The organism is Streptomyces roseifaciens (assembly GCF_001445655.1).
In the GTDB taxonomy this organism is placed as follows: Bacteria; Actinomycetota; Actinomycetes; order Streptomycetales; family Streptomycetaceae; genus Streptomyces; species Streptomyces aureoversilis.
The window spans coordinates 3428756-3445080 of record NZ_LNBE01000004.1; the positions used below are offsets into that span (position 1 = coordinate 3428756).

Annotated in this window: 9 protein-coding genes; 6 read left to right on the forward strand and 3 right to left on the reverse strand. The window is 74.4% G+C overall.

Annotation, left to right across the window (positions count from 1 at the left end; translation table 11 throughout):
* Positions 1 to 13: 13 nt before the first annotated feature.
* Positions 14 to 1234: a cytochrome P450 gene (locus tag AS857_RS32495; RefSeq protein ID WP_058046723.1), complete on the reverse strand. Its 1221-nt coding sequence runs from the start codon at positions 1232 to 1234 to the stop codon at positions 14 to 16.
* A 376-nt stretch (positions 1235 to 1610) separates the two neighbouring features.
* Between AS857_RS32495 and AS857_RS32500 the strand changes: the two genes are divergently transcribed.
* Positions 1611 to 3746, forward strand: a complete 2136-nt coding sequence (locus tag AS857_RS32500) for a restriction endonuclease (RefSeq protein WP_173864830.1) — start codon at positions 1611 to 1613, stop codon at positions 3744 to 3746.
* A 189-nt stretch (positions 3747 to 3935) separates the two neighbouring features.
* Positions 3936 to 5849 (forward strand): DNA helicase RecQ, encoded by a 1914-nt coding sequence (gene recQ / locus AS857_RS32505; protein WP_058046724.1) that lies wholly within the window; start codon positions 3936 to 3938, stop codon positions 5847 to 5849.
* 92 nt (positions 5850 to 5941) lie between these two features.
* Here the strand turns inward: recQ and AS857_RS32510 are convergent, their stop codons facing one another.
* Together AS857_RS32510 and AS857_RS40155 are read right to left on the reverse strand one after the other, a co-directional pair.
* Complete coding sequence (locus tag AS857_RS32510) at positions 5942 to 6595, reverse strand: class F sortase (protein WP_058047212.1); 654 nt, start codon at positions 6593 to 6595, stop codon at positions 5942 to 5944.
* A gap of 270 nt (positions 6596 to 6865) precedes the next feature.
* Positions 6866 to 7531, reverse strand: coding sequence for a hypothetical protein (locus AS857_RS40155; RefSeq protein WP_063804389.1), 666 nt, complete (start codon positions 7529 to 7531; stop codon positions 6866 to 6868).
* A gap of 336 nt (positions 7532 to 7867) precedes the next feature.
* On the opposite strand from AS857_RS40155, the gene AS857_RS32520 reads away from it, so the two are divergent.
* The 4 genes from AS857_RS32520 (at position 7868) to AS857_RS38280 (ending at position 16286) form a co-directional block, all read left to right on the forward strand.
* Complete coding sequence (locus AS857_RS32520; protein WP_058046726.1) at positions 7868 to 9988, forward strand: S1 family peptidase; 2121 nt, start codon at positions 7868 to 7870, stop codon at positions 9986 to 9988.
* Positions 9985 to 12351 carry a serine/threonine-protein kinase gene (locus AS857_RS32525; protein WP_079110776.1) on the forward strand — a complete coding sequence of 789 codons (2367 nt, stop codon included), beginning with the start codon at positions 9985 to 9987 and terminating at the stop codon, positions 12349 to 12351. Before AS857_RS32520 ends, AS857_RS32525 begins: the two co-directional genes overlap by 4 nt.
* A 69-nt stretch (positions 12352 to 12420) precedes the next feature.
* The gene (locus AS857_RS32530) at positions 12421 to 14022 is read left to right on the forward strand and encodes a VWA domain-containing protein (RefSeq protein ID WP_063804390.1); all 1602 of its coding nucleotides are present in this window, start codon (positions 12421 to 12423) and stop codon (positions 14020 to 14022) included.
* Positions 14019 to 16286, forward strand: a complete 2268-nt coding sequence (locus AS857_RS38280) for an ABC transporter substrate-binding protein (protein WP_058046728.1) — start codon at positions 14019 to 14021, stop codon at positions 16284 to 16286. The genes AS857_RS32530 and AS857_RS38280 overlap by 4 nt, the downstream gene beginning before the upstream one ends.
* The last annotated feature ends 39 nt before the right edge of the window (positions 16287 to 16325 follow it).

Here is a 16325-nt window from a genome sequence, read left to right on the forward strand (position 1 = left end):
CGCCGGGCATCGCTCACCACGCGACGGGCAGGTGCTCCGGCCCCCGGATGAGCGCGCTCCGCTGCCACCGGATCTTCTCCACCGGCTCCGCGAGGCGCAGGTCCGGGAAGCGTGCGATCAGGCCGGCGAGGATGATCTCGGATTCCAGGCGGGCGAGCATCGAGCCCAGGCAGAAGTGCGGTCCGTGCCCGAAGGACAGGTGCGGATTGTGCTCCCGGTCGAAGTCGATCTCGTCCGGGTGGTCGAAGACGGAGGGGTCGCGGTTGGCCGTGAGGTACGAGGAGTGCACCACTTCGCCGGCCCGGATCAGGACGCCCCCCACTTCGACGTCCTCCATGGCGATGCGGCCGAGGCCCACGGCGTTGCGGTGCGGGATGTAGCGCAGCAACTCCTCGATGGCCTGCGGGAGCAGCCCGGGCTCGCGGCGCAGCCGCTCCAGGTGGTGGGGGTGGGTGAGCAGGGCGTAGACCATGTTGCTGCTGTTGTTGCGCACGGCGTGGGCGGCGCTGGCCTGGATGAGCAGGGCGATGGCGACGGCTTCCTCCGTGCTGAGGTCGCCCTTCGCGACGGCGGCGGCCAGCTCGCTGGCGAGGTCGGGACCCGGCTCCGCGCGCTTGCGCGCCAGCATCTCCACGAAATAGGCGGCCATCTCCGCCTTGGCGCGGTCGCTGGCCTCCCGCCCGTGGCCCGCGGACAGCAGGACCTCCGTCCAGTGCGCCATGCTCGGCAGATCGGCCTCGGGGACGCCCATCAGGTCGCTGATGACGGCGAGGGGCAGCGGGCCGTTCAGGTGCGCCATCAGGTCCGCCGGGGGGCCCTCGCGCTCCATGGCGTCGAGGAGTTCGCCGGCCACGCGCTCGGCGCGGGGCCGGAGCCGTTCGAGGCTGGCGGGCGTGAAGGAGCGCGCCACGGCCTTGCGCAGGCGGGTGTGCTCGGGCGGATCGGCGAAGCCCACCGCCTCGTCGAGCGGGATGAAGTGGGGGGCGAGCCGGGTGATCGGGCGCCCGAGCACGGCCTGCCGGCTGAACCGCGGGTCGGACGTGACGAACTTGACGTCCTCGTAGCGCGTGACGAGCCAGGCGTGCCCCTCGCCGTGGGGGAGCTTCACCCGGGCGATGGGCTCGTCCCGGAGCCGCTCGGCCATGAACGGGTCGAAATCGAGCCCGCGGAGATCGTCCACCGCCCAGAAGCGCACCGGATACTGGTCCGAGTCGGATGCTGTCGTCGTCACCATCAGTGCCCTCCCGCCCACCCCGTCGCTTACGAACCGTTGCTCACGAACCGGACGCCTGTGCGTGGTCCCTCCAGGACAAGCTCCCCGGAAAATCGCACCGGCAACGGGGCACGCCGGGAAAATCACCCGTACGGCTTACAAGGCGGCCCCTCGGCCGACTCGACGGCCGGCTCCGCAGTTCGGCGCCCCGGTCGACCACTCGGCCGGCCCCTCGGTCGCCCCCTTCGGCCACCCCTTCACCCCACACCCCCTCGTACGACTTGCAGCTGATCGGATTGTCCGTCAGGCGGCTAAAGTCGACTTGACCACTGGTTGTCGGGGCCAGTGCACGTGGTTCCGGGACGCCGGGTGTCCCGGGGGGAGGGCATGTATCCGCATGAGTCGTCGCTCCAGTGGACTGATAGGGATCTGGGCCGAAACGCAGCGCCAGCAGCAGCGCCTGCGGGAGGCCGAGCACCGGGAACGGGTGCAGTTCCAGAGGGAGCAGGAGCGGCAGGAACGGGCGGCGGCGCGGGAGGCCGCGCGGGCCGACCGGGAACAGCGGGCCGCCTACCGGCAGCGGCGCGAGGCCGAGGCCCGGCGGCGCACGGAGGAGATAGAAGCGCGCGTCGCGGAGCTGACGGGACTGCTGGTGACGGGCTGTCAGGTACCGGCGTTCTCCACCGCCGCCCTGCGCCACCCCGAGACCGTGGAGCCGTTCAACCCGGGACACCTCGGGCAGCCCCTCCCCATGCCGGACCCCGGCCTGTACCGGGCCCAGGGCGGCTGGGGCTTCGGCGCGGGCCACGGCCGCGAGCAGTACGACCACGACCTGCGGGCCGCGCAGGCCGCCGAGGCCACACGGCAGCAGCAGCTGGCGGCGTACCGGCGGCAGTACGAGCAGTGGGCCGCCGGGCAGCTCGCCGAGATCCGGGAGCACAACGCGGGTGTGGAGGAGATGGTCGCGGCGCTGCGCGCGGGTGACACCGACGCCGTCGTCGACTACTTCTCGGCCGCCCTCTACGCCTCCTCCGCGTGGCCCGACGAGTTCCCGCACCAGGTGTCGGCCGCCTACGACCCGGCCGCCCGGCAGCTGGTGCTGATGTGGGAGCTGCCGGGGTACGACATCGTGCCGGAGGCGAAGGCCGTGCGGTACATGCCGACCGCCGACCAGGAGAAGGAGACGGTGCGGCCCGCGGCGCAGCGCCGGGCCGTCTACCGGGACGTGCTGGCCCAGTGCGTCCTGCTGGTGCTGCGCGACCTGTTCGCGGCGGACGGGTCCGGGGCGCTGGAGTCCGTCGTCGTCAACGGCTTCGTCGACGACCACGACCCGGCCACGGGCCGCCGCGCGGAGATCGTCCTGGCCTCGGCCACCGTCTCCCGCTCCGTCTTCGCCGGGCTGCACCTGGAGCAGGTCAGCGCGGTGGACTGCCTCACCGACGGGCTCGGCGGGCTGCTGTCCGCCCGGCCCGACCAGCTCGCCGCCGTGCGCCCGGGCCGGATGCCCGCCGACGTCGGGCGGGGCGTCGTCTCCCACGGGGGCGGCGACGACCCCGACCTCTACGAGATGGACCCGGTCGCCTTCGAGGCGCTGGTCGCCCAGCTCTTCCGCGCCCGGGGCATGCAGGCCGTGATGACGACCCGCTCCAACGACGGCGGCGTGGACGTCGAGGCCCTGGACCCGGACCCGATCAGCGGCGGCCGGATCATCGTGCAGGTGAAGCGGTACCGCAAGACGGTCCCGCCGACGGCCGTCCGGGACCTGTACGGCACGGTGCAGGGCGCCGGCGCCAACAAGGGCGTGCTGGTCACCACGTCCGGCTTCGGCCCGGGCTCGTACGCCTTCGCCAACGGCAAGCCCCTGACGCTCGTCCCGGGCGAGGAGCTGGTGGGGCTGCTGCAGCGGCACGGGCTGCGGGGGCGGCTCGGCGGCGGGACGCAGGGCGGCCGGCAGCCCGCTCCCCCGGCGGCCGCGCCGGACGAAGGCGCTCCCGGCACGCCGGGAGATCACGGAGAGCCCGGCGCTCCCGGCGCTCCCGGCGCTCCCGGTGACCACAACGTCCTCGGCATGTCCTGGTCCGGCGCCGTCGCCCTCGACGTGTGCGCCCTCGTCTGCCGAGGCACCCGCGTGCTCAGCGACGACCACTTCGTCTTCTTCAACAACCCCGCGACCCCCGACGGGGCCGTGCGCGCCGTGCCGCCGCCCCGCGGGGACAAGGCCGCCGTCCGCGTCGCCTTCGAGGCGCTCCCGGCGGACGCCGACCGGCTCGTGCTCGTCGCAGCCGTCGACCCGGCCGTCAATCCGGACGCCGACCTGGCGGGGTTCACCGACGCCCGGATCCGGCTGGCGGACGCCGCCGGTGCCGAGCTGGGGCAGCTGGAGGTCTCCGACGGCCGGGCGGGCGAGACCGCGCTCGTCCTCGGCTCCTTCCGGCGGCGCGCGAACGGCGACTGGGACTTCGTCCTCGGCGGGCAGGGGTACGAGGGCGGGCTGGAGGAGCTGCTGGAGGACTACGGGATCGAGGTCGCGTAGACCGGTGTCGGGCAGACCGGGGGCGCGCAGACCGCGGTGACGTAAATCGCGGTGACGTAGATCGGGGGCCGTGGAGCCGGGGTGCAGACCGAGGCCGCGTAGATCGCGGCCCCCGTACTCGCCTCCCCGGTCCCCGTGAGTTATCCACAGGCCCCCGTTCGTGTCGGCGGCCCGCCCTAGACTTTCCGCATGGCCGACCTCACCGAGACCGCCCGCCCCGCTGACTCCGTTCCGTCCCCCTCCCCCACACCCGACGCTGCGGGCAGTGAGGCTCTGGGCTGCCTGCGGCGCGTCTTCGGTTACGACGCCTTCCGGGGCGATCAGGAGGCGATCATCGAGCACGTCGTCGCCGGCGGCGACGCGCTCGTCCTGATGCCCACCGGCGGCGGCAAGTCGCTGTGCTACCAGATCCCGGCCCTGGTCCGGCCGGGCGTCGGTGTCGTCGTCTCCCCGCTCATCGCCCTCATGCAGGACCAGGTGGATGCGCTGCGCGCCCTCGGCGTGCGCGCGGGCTTCCTCAATTCCACGCAGGATGCGGACGAGCGGCGGATGGTCGAGGCCGAGTTCCTCGCCGGCGAGCTCGACCTGCTCTACCTCGCGCCGGAGCGGCTGCGCGTGGAGAGCACGCTGCGGCTGCTCGACCGCGGCAAGATCTCCCTCTTCGCCATCGACGAGGCGCACTGCGTGGCCCAGTGGGGCCACGACTTCCGGCCGGACTACCTGGCACTGTCCGCGCTGCACGAGCGCTGGCCGGACGTGCCGCGCATCGCCCTGACCGCGACGGCCACGCAGGCCACCCACACCGAGATCGCGTCCCGGCTGAAGCTGCAGGACGCCCGGCACTTCGTCGCGAGCTTCGACCGGCCCAACATCCAGTACCGCATCGCGCCGAAGAACGACCCGAAGAAGCAGTTGCTGGAGCTCCTGCGCACCGAGCACGCCGGGGACGCGGGCGTCGTCTACTGCCTCTCCCGCAAGAGCGTGGAGGACGCGGCGAACTTCCTGGTGCAGCACGGCATCGACGCCCTGCCGTACCACGCGGGGCTCGACGCGGGCACCCGCGCCGCCAACCAGGCGCGGTTCCTGCGCGAGGACGGGGTCGTCGTGGTGGCCACGATCGCCTTCGGCATGGGCATCGACAAGCCCGACGTCCGCTTCGTCGCCCACCTCGACCTGCCCAAGTCCGTCGAGGGGTACTACCAGGAGACGGGCCGCGCCGGGCGCGACGGCCTGCCGTCCACGGCCTGGCTCGCCTACGGCCTGCAGGACGTCGTCCAGCAGCGCAAGATGATCGACGGCTCCGAGGGCGACGACGCCCACCGCCGCCGGCTGGCCGCCCACCTCGACGCGATGCTGGCCCTGTGCGAGACCGTCGAATGCCGCCGGGTGCGGCTGCTGGCGTACTTCGGGCAGGAGAGCGGCCCCTGCGGCAACTGCGACACCTGCCTCACGCCCGCCGAGACCTGGGACGGCACCGTCGCCGCCCAGAAGTTCCTCTCCGCGGTCTACCGGCTGGCCCGGGAGCGGCGGCAGAAGTTCGGCGCGGGCCAGATCATCGACATCCTGCTCGGCAAGAAGACCGCGAAGGTCATCCAGCACGACCACGACGGCCTCACCGTCTTCGGCATCGGCACCGAGCTGAGCGTCGCGCAGTGGCGGGGCGTGGTGCGGCAGCTGCTGGCGCAGGGGCTGCTCGCCGTCGAGGGCGACTACGGCACGCTCGTCCTCACGGAGGCCAGCGGCGAGGTGCTCGGCGGCCGGCGCGAGGTGCGGCTGCGCAGCGAGCCGGAGCGTCCGGCGCGGGCCTCGGCGAAGTCGGGCGGTTCCGGCTCGGGCTCCGGCAAGCGGGCCGCGCCCGTCGACCTGCCCGCCGAGGCGGTCCCGGTCTTCGAGGCGCTGCGGGCCTGGCGCGCGGCCACGGCGAAGGAGCAGGGCGTCCCCGCCTACGTCATCTTCCACGACGCCACGCTGCGGGAGATCGCGACGGCCGCACCCGCTTCCCTCGAAGCGCTGTCCGGGGTGAGCGGCGTGGGCGAGAGCAAGCTGGCGAAGCACGGCGAGCAGATCCTGGAGCTGCTCGCGGAGATGCGGGGAGAGGCGTGATCGCGAAGGCGTGAGCGCGGAGACGTGAGCGCGGAAGCGTGAGCGGGCCGGGGCAGCCAGGGACGCGGCCGTGAGCAGCCGGCCGCGTGCCCTCACCTCACCCCGGTGAGATGGGCGTAGACGACCACGTTGCCGAGGTAGGCGTGGCTCTCCTCGGAGAACCCCCCGCCACAGGTGATCACCCGCAGCTCGGCGCGCTTCGACGGCCCGTACACCTTCTGCGACGGGAAGTCCGTCCGGCTGTACACCTCGATCGCGTCGATGGTGAACAGCGCCGTCCGGCCGTCCGCGCGCGCCACCTCCACCCGGTACCCCTTCCTCAGGGCGCCGAGGTTGTAGAAGACGGCCGGCCCGGTGGCGGTGTCGACGTGGCCGGCGACGACGGCGGTGCCGGTCGCGCCGGGCGCCGCCCCGTCCGCGTACCAGCCGGCGAGGTTGCTCTCGCCGTCCCGCGGGCTGGAGAGGCTGCCGTCCTGCAGCAGGCCCAGCGGCTGCAGCGGCGCGTCCACGTCGATCGCCGGGATCCGCACCCGCGTGGGCACGGCGGCCGGCAGCGGCGGCACCGCGCGCTCGCCGCGCACCGGCCCCACGGGCGGCCCGGCGGCCGGGAACGCCTCGGCCGCGGAGGGCACCGGGGGCGGGTCCTGGATGTCGGCACCGCGCTGGATCAGCCAGCTCCCGAAGCACAGGGCGACGGCGATGCACGCGGCGACGACGGCCTTGCGCCGGGACTCGCGCGCCTGCAGCGAGGTCCGCGGGGGACGGCGAGGGCCGGGCGGGCGGGCCCCGGAGGACCCGGGCCCGGCGGAGAGCGGGGCCACCGGGGCCACCCTGGCCCGTCTGTTCGGATTGCGGCGCATCTCCCGCGAGTTCCGCGGCTTGCGGGACCCGTGCGCCCTGCGGACGGCCCGTTCGCCTGCGTTCTGCGACTGGGACATCGTTCTCCTCCACCGCGCCCCTGGTCCCCGGACGCGCGCGCGTTCGGGGACCAGGGAACGGAGCCGGCCGGGGGCGCGTCAGACCCGGTTGCCGTTGCTGCCACGGCGCCGCAGGTACCAGGTGCCGCCCACCGCCGCGGTGGCCAGCACGGCCGCACCCGCCATGAGCTCGGTCATGCCGGAGTCGTCGCTCGTGGAGCCGACACCGGTCTTCATGCCGCCCTTCGGGGGCTTGGCGGGGGTCGTGGAGGACCCGGAGCCCGTGCCGGAACCGGAGCCGCTGCCCGTACCGGGGCTCGCGCTCGAGCCCGAACCGGAACCGGAATCGGAAGCCGGGCTCGAACCGGAACCCGAGCCCGAGCCCGCACGGGAACCCGGCGCCGAGCCCGAGCCGGTGGAGACGACCAGGTCGCCCGTGGCCTCCTTGCCGCTGTGGCACTTGACGCCGACGCCGTACGTGCCGGCCTTCGCACTGTTCGGGACCTTGAAAGTGCCGACGACGGACTCCTTCTGCGCGCCCGGCTTGAGCTGGAACGAGGCCGGGCCGCCGACGGCGCTGGCGTCGCCCGTGCCCGAGCCGTTGGCGCCGCAGGCGGTGGTGTTCACCGTGACCTCGGTGCCGGGCTTCGCGGGGTTCGGGCCGACTTCCAGCTTGCCGAAGTCCGCGGCGAGCGCGGGAGCGCTCGCCAGCCCGAGGGCGGCTATGGACAGGGCGGTCCCGGTGAGCACTCGTGAGTTACGCATGCTTGTTCCTCCGTGAGCGCGGCCGCGGCACTTCGATGTGCCACCGAAAGGAGTGGGGGGTCCGCGCTCCTCAGAGCCGAGCGAACCGGGATCCGGCCCCTCCCGCACCCTGACGTCACATCAGAACCACCGGTCCGGAACAGCCCGCCGGGCCCGGCCGGCGGACGTAAGAGCAGGTCACCGACGGTAACCATGCAGTAACCGGAGAGGCCTCCCCCGGGCGTGGCAAACGGGTGAACCCCGGGGGCGCACGGCACCCGCCGTGAATCACACGGAACGGTGACCCCACAGTCGGAGGGGGCACTTCCGCCGGGGGCGCGCGTATGCTCTGCGCCCATGGGGGAGGAGACCGAGGTCCCCGTCAACACCGAGATGCGCGGCGAGACTTGGCGGGTCCGCATTTCCACGTCCGGCGGGGACGTCCTGGGTGCCGGCATCCTGCTGGCCGCCGATGTGGTCCTCACCTGCGCCCACGTCATTCCCTCCGGCCCCCGTGACCCCGCCTTCCCCTCCGTCCCCACCGGCGACGTGCTGGTCGAGCTCGTCGGGGTGCCCGGCGCCCGCCCCGTGGCGGCCCGCGTGGCCGACGGCTGCTGGGTGCCCGAGCTGGAGGACTCCCGGGGCGACGTCGCCCTCCTCACCCTGGACGAGCCGCAGGACGTCCGCCACGCCGCCCCGCTGCACCGCGTCGCACCCACGCGCGGCCGGACGGTATGGATGTGCGGCTTTCCCAGCACCAGGGAGCTCAAGGACGGCGTGTGGTTCCGGGCCACCCTCGCCGGGCCGTCGGGGCCGCGCGGCGAGTGGGTGCAGATGTTCCCCGTGACGCCCGAGGAGACGGTGCGCCCCGGCTTCAGCGGAGCCGCCGTGACGGACGCGGAGACCCACCGCGTCCTCGGCATGGTCGTCAGCCGCTACGACGACCGCTCCTCGGCCGCGCCCGCCGATCAGCGGCTGCACCTGTCATACATGATCCCCATCGAGACCGTCGTCCGGCACCTGCCGGCCATCGCCCGCTACGTGAGCGGCGAGCGCGGAAACGGCCTGCCGTCGGTGCCGCGGAGCGCGGCCCGGGACCGTGACTTCGCCCGCTGGCTCGCCCGCTGGTTCGCCGGCGCGGAGGGCACGCGGCGGGTGGAGGCGATCGTCATCAAGAAGGGCGAGGCGGTCCGCTCGGCGACGCTCAGCAGGGCGGTCGCCCTGGCCGACCGCGAACTCCCCGCGGACGGCCCGGTTCCGGCCGATGGGCCCGGCGGCCCCGACGGGCCCGGTGCGTTACCCGGCGGCCCCGGCACGTCCCACCAGGACCGGAAGCAGCTGTGCAAACAACCGGCACAGCAGGCACAGCAGGCACAGCCGACGAAGCCGCCGCACCAGGCCGCGCCACCGGCCGCACCCACCCCCCGGCCCGCCGTAAATCGACCCCCCGGAAGCCAGTCCACGGGAAACCGGCCCGCCGGGAGCGAGCCCGCAGGGAGCAGGCCCGCAGGGCACCAGCCCACCGGCATACGGCCCCCCGCGCCCCGCAACGCCCCGCCGCCCGGCACCCCGCCCGATCCCCACCCCGATCCCCGCCCCGGCCCCCGGCCCCGCACCAACGGCACCTCGCGCCGCCCTCCGTCCCCGTACGAGACGGAGGACGACGTCCTGCCGCCCCTCGGCAGCGTCGACCTCGCCCTGGACGTCTCCGGGGAGACCGTCGCCAGGGTCGCCGAGCGCATCGCCGACCGGCTCGGGCTGCGCGCCGCCGACGACGAGGAGTCGCCGGTCGGCCGCCTGGGCGCGGCGCGGAGCGTTCCGCTGACGATCGTCGCGGAAGGCGTCGACTACGCGGCCGACCCCCTGGCACTGGTCGAGTTCACCGGGCTCCTCGCCGCCCGGGGCGCCCGGCTGCTCCTCGTCTTCCGCAACCCCGAATCGCAGAGCCTGGAGCTGGCGCTGAGGATGGCTGACCCCGCCAAGGACGACATCGCCGCACGCCTGGACCGGGTGCGCGAGGGCATCGACAACATCGCACGCCGCGAGCGCACCGCGTTCGAGAAGGCCGCCCTCATCGCCCCGGTGCGCCCCGTGCCGCAGCGCGCGGCCGCCCTCCGGCTGGACCTCACCGCACTGCGCCGCCACCCGGAGCCCGGCGGCGAGCGCTTCCTGGCCGACCTCTCCGCCTTCGAGCGGACCGTGGAGTCCGGGCTGCTGCGCATAGAGGAGGCGATCGGCCTGGCCGAGGCCCGCATCGCCCGGCGCAACGAACTGCGCGGCCGGCTGGAGGCCTTCTTCGCGCTGCTCGCCGCCCGCAGCCTGGAGGAGGAGCGGGCAGCCGCGCCCCTCTACCGCACCGCCCACAACCTCCTCTACCAGGCGCCCTGCGAGCTCGCCGAGGCCGAGCGCGCCGTGGAGCGCTTCGCCGAGGCCGTACGGCACCACACCCACCGTCCGCGAGGGGGCGACCCCGGATGACGCCACCCAGGAATCCCCGTAACGATCCTCCCGGCAAACCGCCCGCGCAGCCCCCCGACCCTTCCCCGCCCCCCGACCGCTGCACCTGGCCCGGCTGCGACAGCCGTATCGAGGCGACAGGCTTCTGCTCCACGCGCGGCCACCGCGCCCGGCGCGAGGTCCCGCCCGTGCCGGACAGCCCGCCCACGGCCGGCACCCGCAGGCGGGCCGAGACCGACCGGCTGTTCACCGTGGGCCCCGCCGAGGACGGCCTGCTCGACCTGCCCTACATCGCCACCCCCTCCCCCGAGGCCCTGGTCGTCGCGGACCCCCGGGTCCCGGCCGGCGGCAAGACCTGCGGACACGGCGGCTGCACCGCGATCGTCGGCCGTCCGTACGCCGGGCAGCCGGCCCTACCCACGGGCTTCTGCGAGCGGTGCGGCCACCCCTACGACTTCACCCCGCGCCTGGCCCCCGGCGATCTGGTCGGCGGGCAGTACCGCGTGGTGGGGTGCGTGGCCAACGGCGGCCTCGGCTGGGTCTACCTCGCACACGACATCCGGCTGGAGGGCACCCCCGTGGCCCTCAAGGGCCTCATCAACACCCGCGACCCCGAAGCCCTGCAGAACATGGGCGAGGAACGGCGCAACCTCATCCGCTTCAACCACCCCGACATCGTCCGCATCATCAACTTCGTCACCCACCCGGAACCCGCAGCCGACGGCGGCGCACCGGACGCGGACGGCCCGGGCGGCGACGGGCCCACCCGTTACATCGTCATGGAGTTCGTCCGCGGCATGCTCCTCTCCCAGGTGCGCGACCGCATCACCCGCCGCGAGGGCCCCTTCGGCGAGGACCGCATCTTCGAGTACGTCCTGTCGTACGGCTGCCGCATCCTCGACGCCCTGGAGAGCCTGCACCGCAAGAACTACGTCTACTGCGACCTCAAGCCCAACAACGTCATGCACTACGCGGACCGGATCAAGCTCATCGACCTCGGCGCCACCCGAGAGCTGGGCGACGAGAGCGGCTTGGTCCTCGGCGCCCGCGGCTTCACCGCCCCCGAGGTCGCCCGCCACGGCGCCCGGGGCCTGTCGGTCCAATCGGACCTCTTCAGCCTCGGCATGACCCTGCGCGCCCTCTCCGACGACTCCGGCCGGCAGCCCCCGGGCCTCGGCGCCGAGTCCTACCGGCGGGCCGTCTCCCGCGCCACCGCGAAGGAGGCGCCCGGCCGCTTCGCCTCCGCCCGCGAGATGGCCGAGCAACTGCGCGGCGTCCTGCGCGAGATCCGCTCCCTGCGCACCGGCACGGAGCACCCCGAGCCGTCCACCCTGTTCGCCCCCGCCGTCACCCTCCTAGACGCCTCGCTCGGGCGCGTGCCTCCCCTGGAGCGCTGGCTGGGCGGCGAGCCGCGCCCGCTCCTCGACCCCGGCCTGCCCGCGGCCGACCGCGTCCCGCGCCACCTGCCCGTGCCCTACCCCGACCCCGGCGACCCGGCCGCGGCCCTGCTCGGCCAGCCCACCACCAGCGGCCCGCGCCGCCTGATCCAGCAGCTGTCCGCCTCGAAGCACAAGTCGGTGGAGATCTGTCTCCGGCAGCTGCGCGCCCACCTCGAACTGGGCGAACTCGGGGCCGCCGAGGAGCGTCTGACGACTGCGAAGCAGCTCTTGGGGAAACTGGTCTCCTACGACTGGCGGATCTCCTGGCACCAGGGCCTGCTCCACCTCGCCCGGCGCGAACCGGACGCTGCCGAGGGCGAGTTCGACCGCGTCTACCACGACCTGCCCGGCGAGTACGCCCCCAAGCTGGCCCTCGGCTTCTGCGCCGAGCAGCGCGGCGACGCGGAGGCCGCCGAGCGCTACTACCAGGCCGTGTGGCAGCGCAACCGCTCCCAGGGCAGCGCCGCCTTCGGGCTCGCCCGGCTGCGGCTGGCCACCGGCGACCGCACCGGCGCGGTCGAGCTCCTCGACGGCCTGCCGGAGGTCTCCCGTCACTACGACGCGGCCCGCATCGCCTGCGTACGCATCCTCTCCGGCCGCCTCCACACCGACGGCGGCCGCGGGCTGCCCGGCCGCGCCGACCTGGCCGCGGCCCTGGACCGCCTGCCCCGGCTCTACCTGGACGAGGGCCACCCCGGCGGCCCGGCCCGCGAGCGGCTGGAGGCGGAGACGCTCGAAGTGGCCCTGGAGCGGGTACGGGCAGGGGCGACGACCGGCGGGCCGGGTGAGGGCACCGCACTCTTCGGCGCGGACGACGAGGAGTTCGCCCTCCGCTCCCGGCTGGAGGCGAAGCTGCGCCGGCTGGCACGGCAGGCACCCACCCCGGGCGGCCTGGCCGCCCTGGTCGACCTGGCGAACAGCGTCCGCCCCAGGACCCGCTTCTGACACGAGGGAACGAATGGACCGAGGCAAGGGACCGAGGCAAGGAACCGACGCGATGAACCGAGATGCGCGATGAACCGAGATGACGGTGCGGGCCCGCAGGACCGCGCGCCGACGGCGGCCCTGCCCGCCCTCACCGCCCAGCTGGGGCAGAACAAGCACCTGCCGGCCGGGGCCGGCATCGTACCGGCCCACGCCATCCTCACCGTCGAGGGCCACGGCCTGGGCGGGGTCACCGCCCACTCCTCCTCCGCGGAGGTCGTCGTCATCGACTGCTCGGGGTCGATGAGCTGGCCCAGCACGAAGATCTCGGCGGCCCGCAAGGCCGCGGCCGCCGCCATCGGCGTCCTGCGCGACGGCACCCGCTTCGCCCTCGTCGAAGGCACCGACAAGGCCCGCGTCGTCTACCCGGCCACCGGCCGGATGGCCGTCGCCGGCCCCGACACCCGCGCCGACGCCGCCCGCACCGCCCACGACCTCGTCGCCGCGGGCGGCACGGCCATCGCCTCCTGGCTCGCCTGCGCCCGCGACCTGCTCACCGCCCCGGAGCAGGACCACCCCATCCGGCACGCCCTCCTGCTGACCGACGGCAGGAACGAGCACGACCGGCCCGACGAGCTGGAGCGCGTCCTCGCCGACTGCGCCGGGAAGTTCACCTGCGACGCGCGCGGCATCGGCGACCAGTGGGGCGCCGCCGAACTGCGGGCGATCGCCACCCGGCTGCACGGCAAGGCGGATGCGGTCGAGCGCGACTCCGACCTTGAGGAGGAGTTCCGCACGATGATGACCAGCGCCATGACGAAGGCGCTGCCCGGCATACGGATCCGCGTCCGGCTGCGCGTCGGCAGCGAGCTCCGCTTCTTCAAGCAAGTCTTCCCCACCGAGCTGAACCTGACCGCGGAGGCCGTGCAGACCGGGGAGCGCAGCTGGGACTTCCCGACCGGGGCCTGGGGCGACGAGTCCCGCGACTACCACCTGTGCGTCACGGCCGACCCCGCCGGCGACCCGATGGACGAGGACATGCAGCTGGCCTCCCTGTCGCTGGTGGCCGACGCCGTCGGCGACCACCCCGCCGAGGCCGTCGTCGCCGTGCCCCGGCCCGTCCCCCTGCTCGTCCACTGGACCGACGACGCCGCCCTGTCCACGCGCGTCCACCCGCGCGTCGCCCACTTCGCCGGCCACGCCGACCTGGGCCGCGCGGTCAACGCCGGCTGCGAGGCGTACGAGCGGGGCGACCGCGCGACCGCGGAGGAGGAGTGGGGCCGGGCGGTACGGCTCGCCCACGACCTCGGCGACGAGAAGATGCTGCGCCGGCTGCGGCGGCTGGTGCACGTCGACGACGCCCGGGCAGGGCGGGTCCGGCTGCGCGACGTCATCGCGGCCGGTGATTTCAACGCGGCCTGGGTGGGCTCCGACCACAGCACGCAGACGCATGAGTCCTGGGAGCAGCCGCCCGCACCCGTACCCGTACCCGGTCGACGCCACGCGCCGGTTGCGGCGGACGACGGCGTGTCCGACGTGGAGTGCCCCGACTGCGGGCGCGTCTCCCCGGGCACCGCGAAGTTCTGCTCCCAGTGCCCGTACCGCTTCGCGGACCGACCCACGCCGCCGGAGCAGCACCGGCGACCGGAGCACGAACGGCCGGAGCACGAACGGCCGGAGCCGACCGCATGACCACCCCCGCGAACACCCCGCCGCACACCAGGCCCTGGCTGATACGCCGCATGGCCGCCCTGCTGGTGGCGACCGTGCTGGCCTGCGGCGCGCTCCTGGCGGCGTACTACGGGGTGAGCCGGGACGCCGCCCAGGTGCCGGACCGCACCGTGCCGGCCATGGGCCACGTCGCCGCGACGGAGAAGGCCCTGCGGGACTCGCTGAAGGCCGCGAAGGCCGCCCTGCGCAGCCCGGCCGCCGCCACGGAGGGCACCGGCGAGGACTACCGCGCGAAGTTCAACGCCGCCTTCAGGAGCCTGGAGAAGGCCTCCGCCACCACCGTCGCGGGCTCCGCCGGGCAGAGCATCCTGAGCACCGCGGCCGGCCAGCTCTCCTCGTACGACTACCTCGTCGGGCAGGCCGCCCGCAGCCAGGCCGACGAGAAGCTCCGCGACGCCTACCTGCACTACGCCGACAGCACGCTGAACCGCAAGAAGAGCGGCATCATCGCCCGGCTCGCGGACGTCCAGGACCGGCAGGCGGCGGTGCTGAGGGCGCAGACGTCGACCGGCTGGCTGCTGAAGCTCGCCTGGGGCGCGGCGGTCCTGCTGTGGTGCGTGCTGGCCTGGCTGCTCGTGGACACGCAGCTCTTCCTCCGGCACCGCTTCCACCGCCGGTTCAACGGCCCCCTCGCGGGGGCCACCCTGCTGCTGGCGGGGCTCGTGCCGCTGCTCCTGACCGCCGCCCTGCACCTCCAGGACGACCTGGGCCGGGCCTACGGCGCGGCACGCGGCGGGGACGTCTCCGGCAGCGTCCCGGAGACGGTGCGCGGCCACATGCAGGACACCCAGTGGCTGACCGCCGTCCCCGCCTGGATCCCCCTGGCGGCCGTCGTCATCGCCGCCCTGACCGTCCTCGGCCTACAGCCCCGCATCGAGGAGTACCGCTTCGCCCGGGTCCCGCAGAGCCTCGGCCGGCGGATACGTTCCTTCGAGACCGCGACCGTCCTCCTGGCCCTGTGGCTGGTGCTGGTCTCCACCGTCGGCACGGGCGACGCGCGCAGCGAGCACCACGGGCGCATCACCGTCCTCGCCCCGTGGACGGACACCGAGGAGGCGCGCTTCCGCCAAGTACTTGACGCGTACTCCGCCAAGTACCACGTCGACGTCGACTACCAGGGCACCACGGCCCTGCGCGAGGTGCTGCTCTCCCGGCTGAACGCGGGCAACGCGCCGGACGTCGCGATCCTGCCGAGCCTCGGCGAAGTGCGCGAGTACGTCGGCTCGGAGACCCCGCCGCGGGAGCTCGCCCCGGTCCTCGGGAACACCCTGGACGGGTACGGCCCGCTGTGGGCCCCCGCGATCGGCGGCAAGGTCTACGCCATCGCGGTCAAGGCCGACCTGAAGAGCGTCGTCTGGTACGACCCCGCCCGCGGGCAGGACCTGCGCACGCTCGCGGCCCGCGGCGGCCAGTGGTGCGCGGGCATGGGCGGCGACGCCACGTCCGGCTGGCCGGGCACGGACTGGATCGAGGACATCCTGCTGCAGCAGAGCGGCAAGGGGGTCTACGAGCTGTGGGCCCGGGGCGAGCTGGAGTGGTCGCGCGGGCCGGTGGCCGAGGCCTGGCGGACGTTCGGGGGGCTCTTCGACCGGGGACCGGCCACCGCCGCCCTGAGCCAGGACTTCGCGAAGAGCATCTTCTCCTCGCCGTGCGCCCTGCAGCACCAGGGCTCGTTCATTCGCGACTCCGACTACACCCGCCGCGCGGCCTTCGTGCCCACGCGGGACGTGCTCCCCGGCATCGCCCGCAGCCCCGCCTCCTCCGAGGTGTCGGCGGACTTCGCGACCCTCTTCGGGAAGAGCGCGGCGGCCCGGGCCCTGATGCGCTTCCTGGCCTCCCCGCAGGGCCAGCGGGCCTGGGCCGAGACACCGCCCGGACCGGGCGAGGGCGGGCAGCAGGGGGCGGCGGCCAAGGCCGCGGCGGACCCGGGCAATCCCGGCCGGCCCTTCTTCGTCACCGCGAGCGCACCGCAGCCCGGCCGCTCCGAGCGCGTCAACGACGCCATCGGCAAGGCCCTCCGGGACCGGCAGCGGCCCAAGTGCCTGGACGCCTCGGACGTCATGCCGCTCCGGATGCGCTTCGCCTTCCAGCACGGCGTCCTGGACTACCTCAGCGATCCCGGCCCGAAGCGGCAGCAGAAGGTGCTGGACTACCTGGACAGCGTGCAGAAGGACCTCAAGGCCCCGCCAAGGGCCGCCGGGTCACCGCCGCGCGTCTGCGAGTGACCCGGAAGCGTCCAGGCCGCCGGAAGCGTCCAGAGGCCG

Coding starts and splice junctions, on each gene's coding strand:
- AS857_RS40155 (WP_063804389.1), bottom strand. CDS start 7,531: ATGCGTAACTCACGAGTGCTCACCGGGACCGCCCTGTCCATAGCCGCC.
- recQ (WP_058046724.1), top strand. CDS start 3,936: ATGGCCGACCTCACCGAGACCGCCCGCCCCGCTGACTCCGTTCCGTCC.
- AS857_RS32500 (WP_173864830.1), top strand. CDS start 1,611: ATGAGTCGTCGCTCCAGTGGACTGATAGGGATCTGGGCCGAAACGCAG.
- AS857_RS38280 (WP_058046728.1), top strand. CDS start 14,019: ATGACCACCCCCGCGAACACCCCGCCGCACACCAGGCCCTGGCTGATA.
- AS857_RS32530 (WP_063804390.1), top strand. CDS start 12,421: ATGAACCGAGATGACGGTGCGGGCCCGCAGGACCGCGCGCCGACGGCG.
- AS857_RS32520 (WP_058046726.1), top strand. CDS start 7,868: ATGGGGGAGGAGACCGAGGTCCCCGTCAACACCGAGATGCGCGGCGAG.
- AS857_RS32525 (WP_079110776.1), top strand. CDS start 9,985: ATGACGCCACCCAGGAATCCCCGTAACGATCCTCCCGGCAAACCGCCC.
- AS857_RS32495 (WP_058046723.1), bottom strand. CDS start 1,234: ATGGTGACGACGACAGCATCCGACTCGGACCAGTATCCGGTGCGCTTC.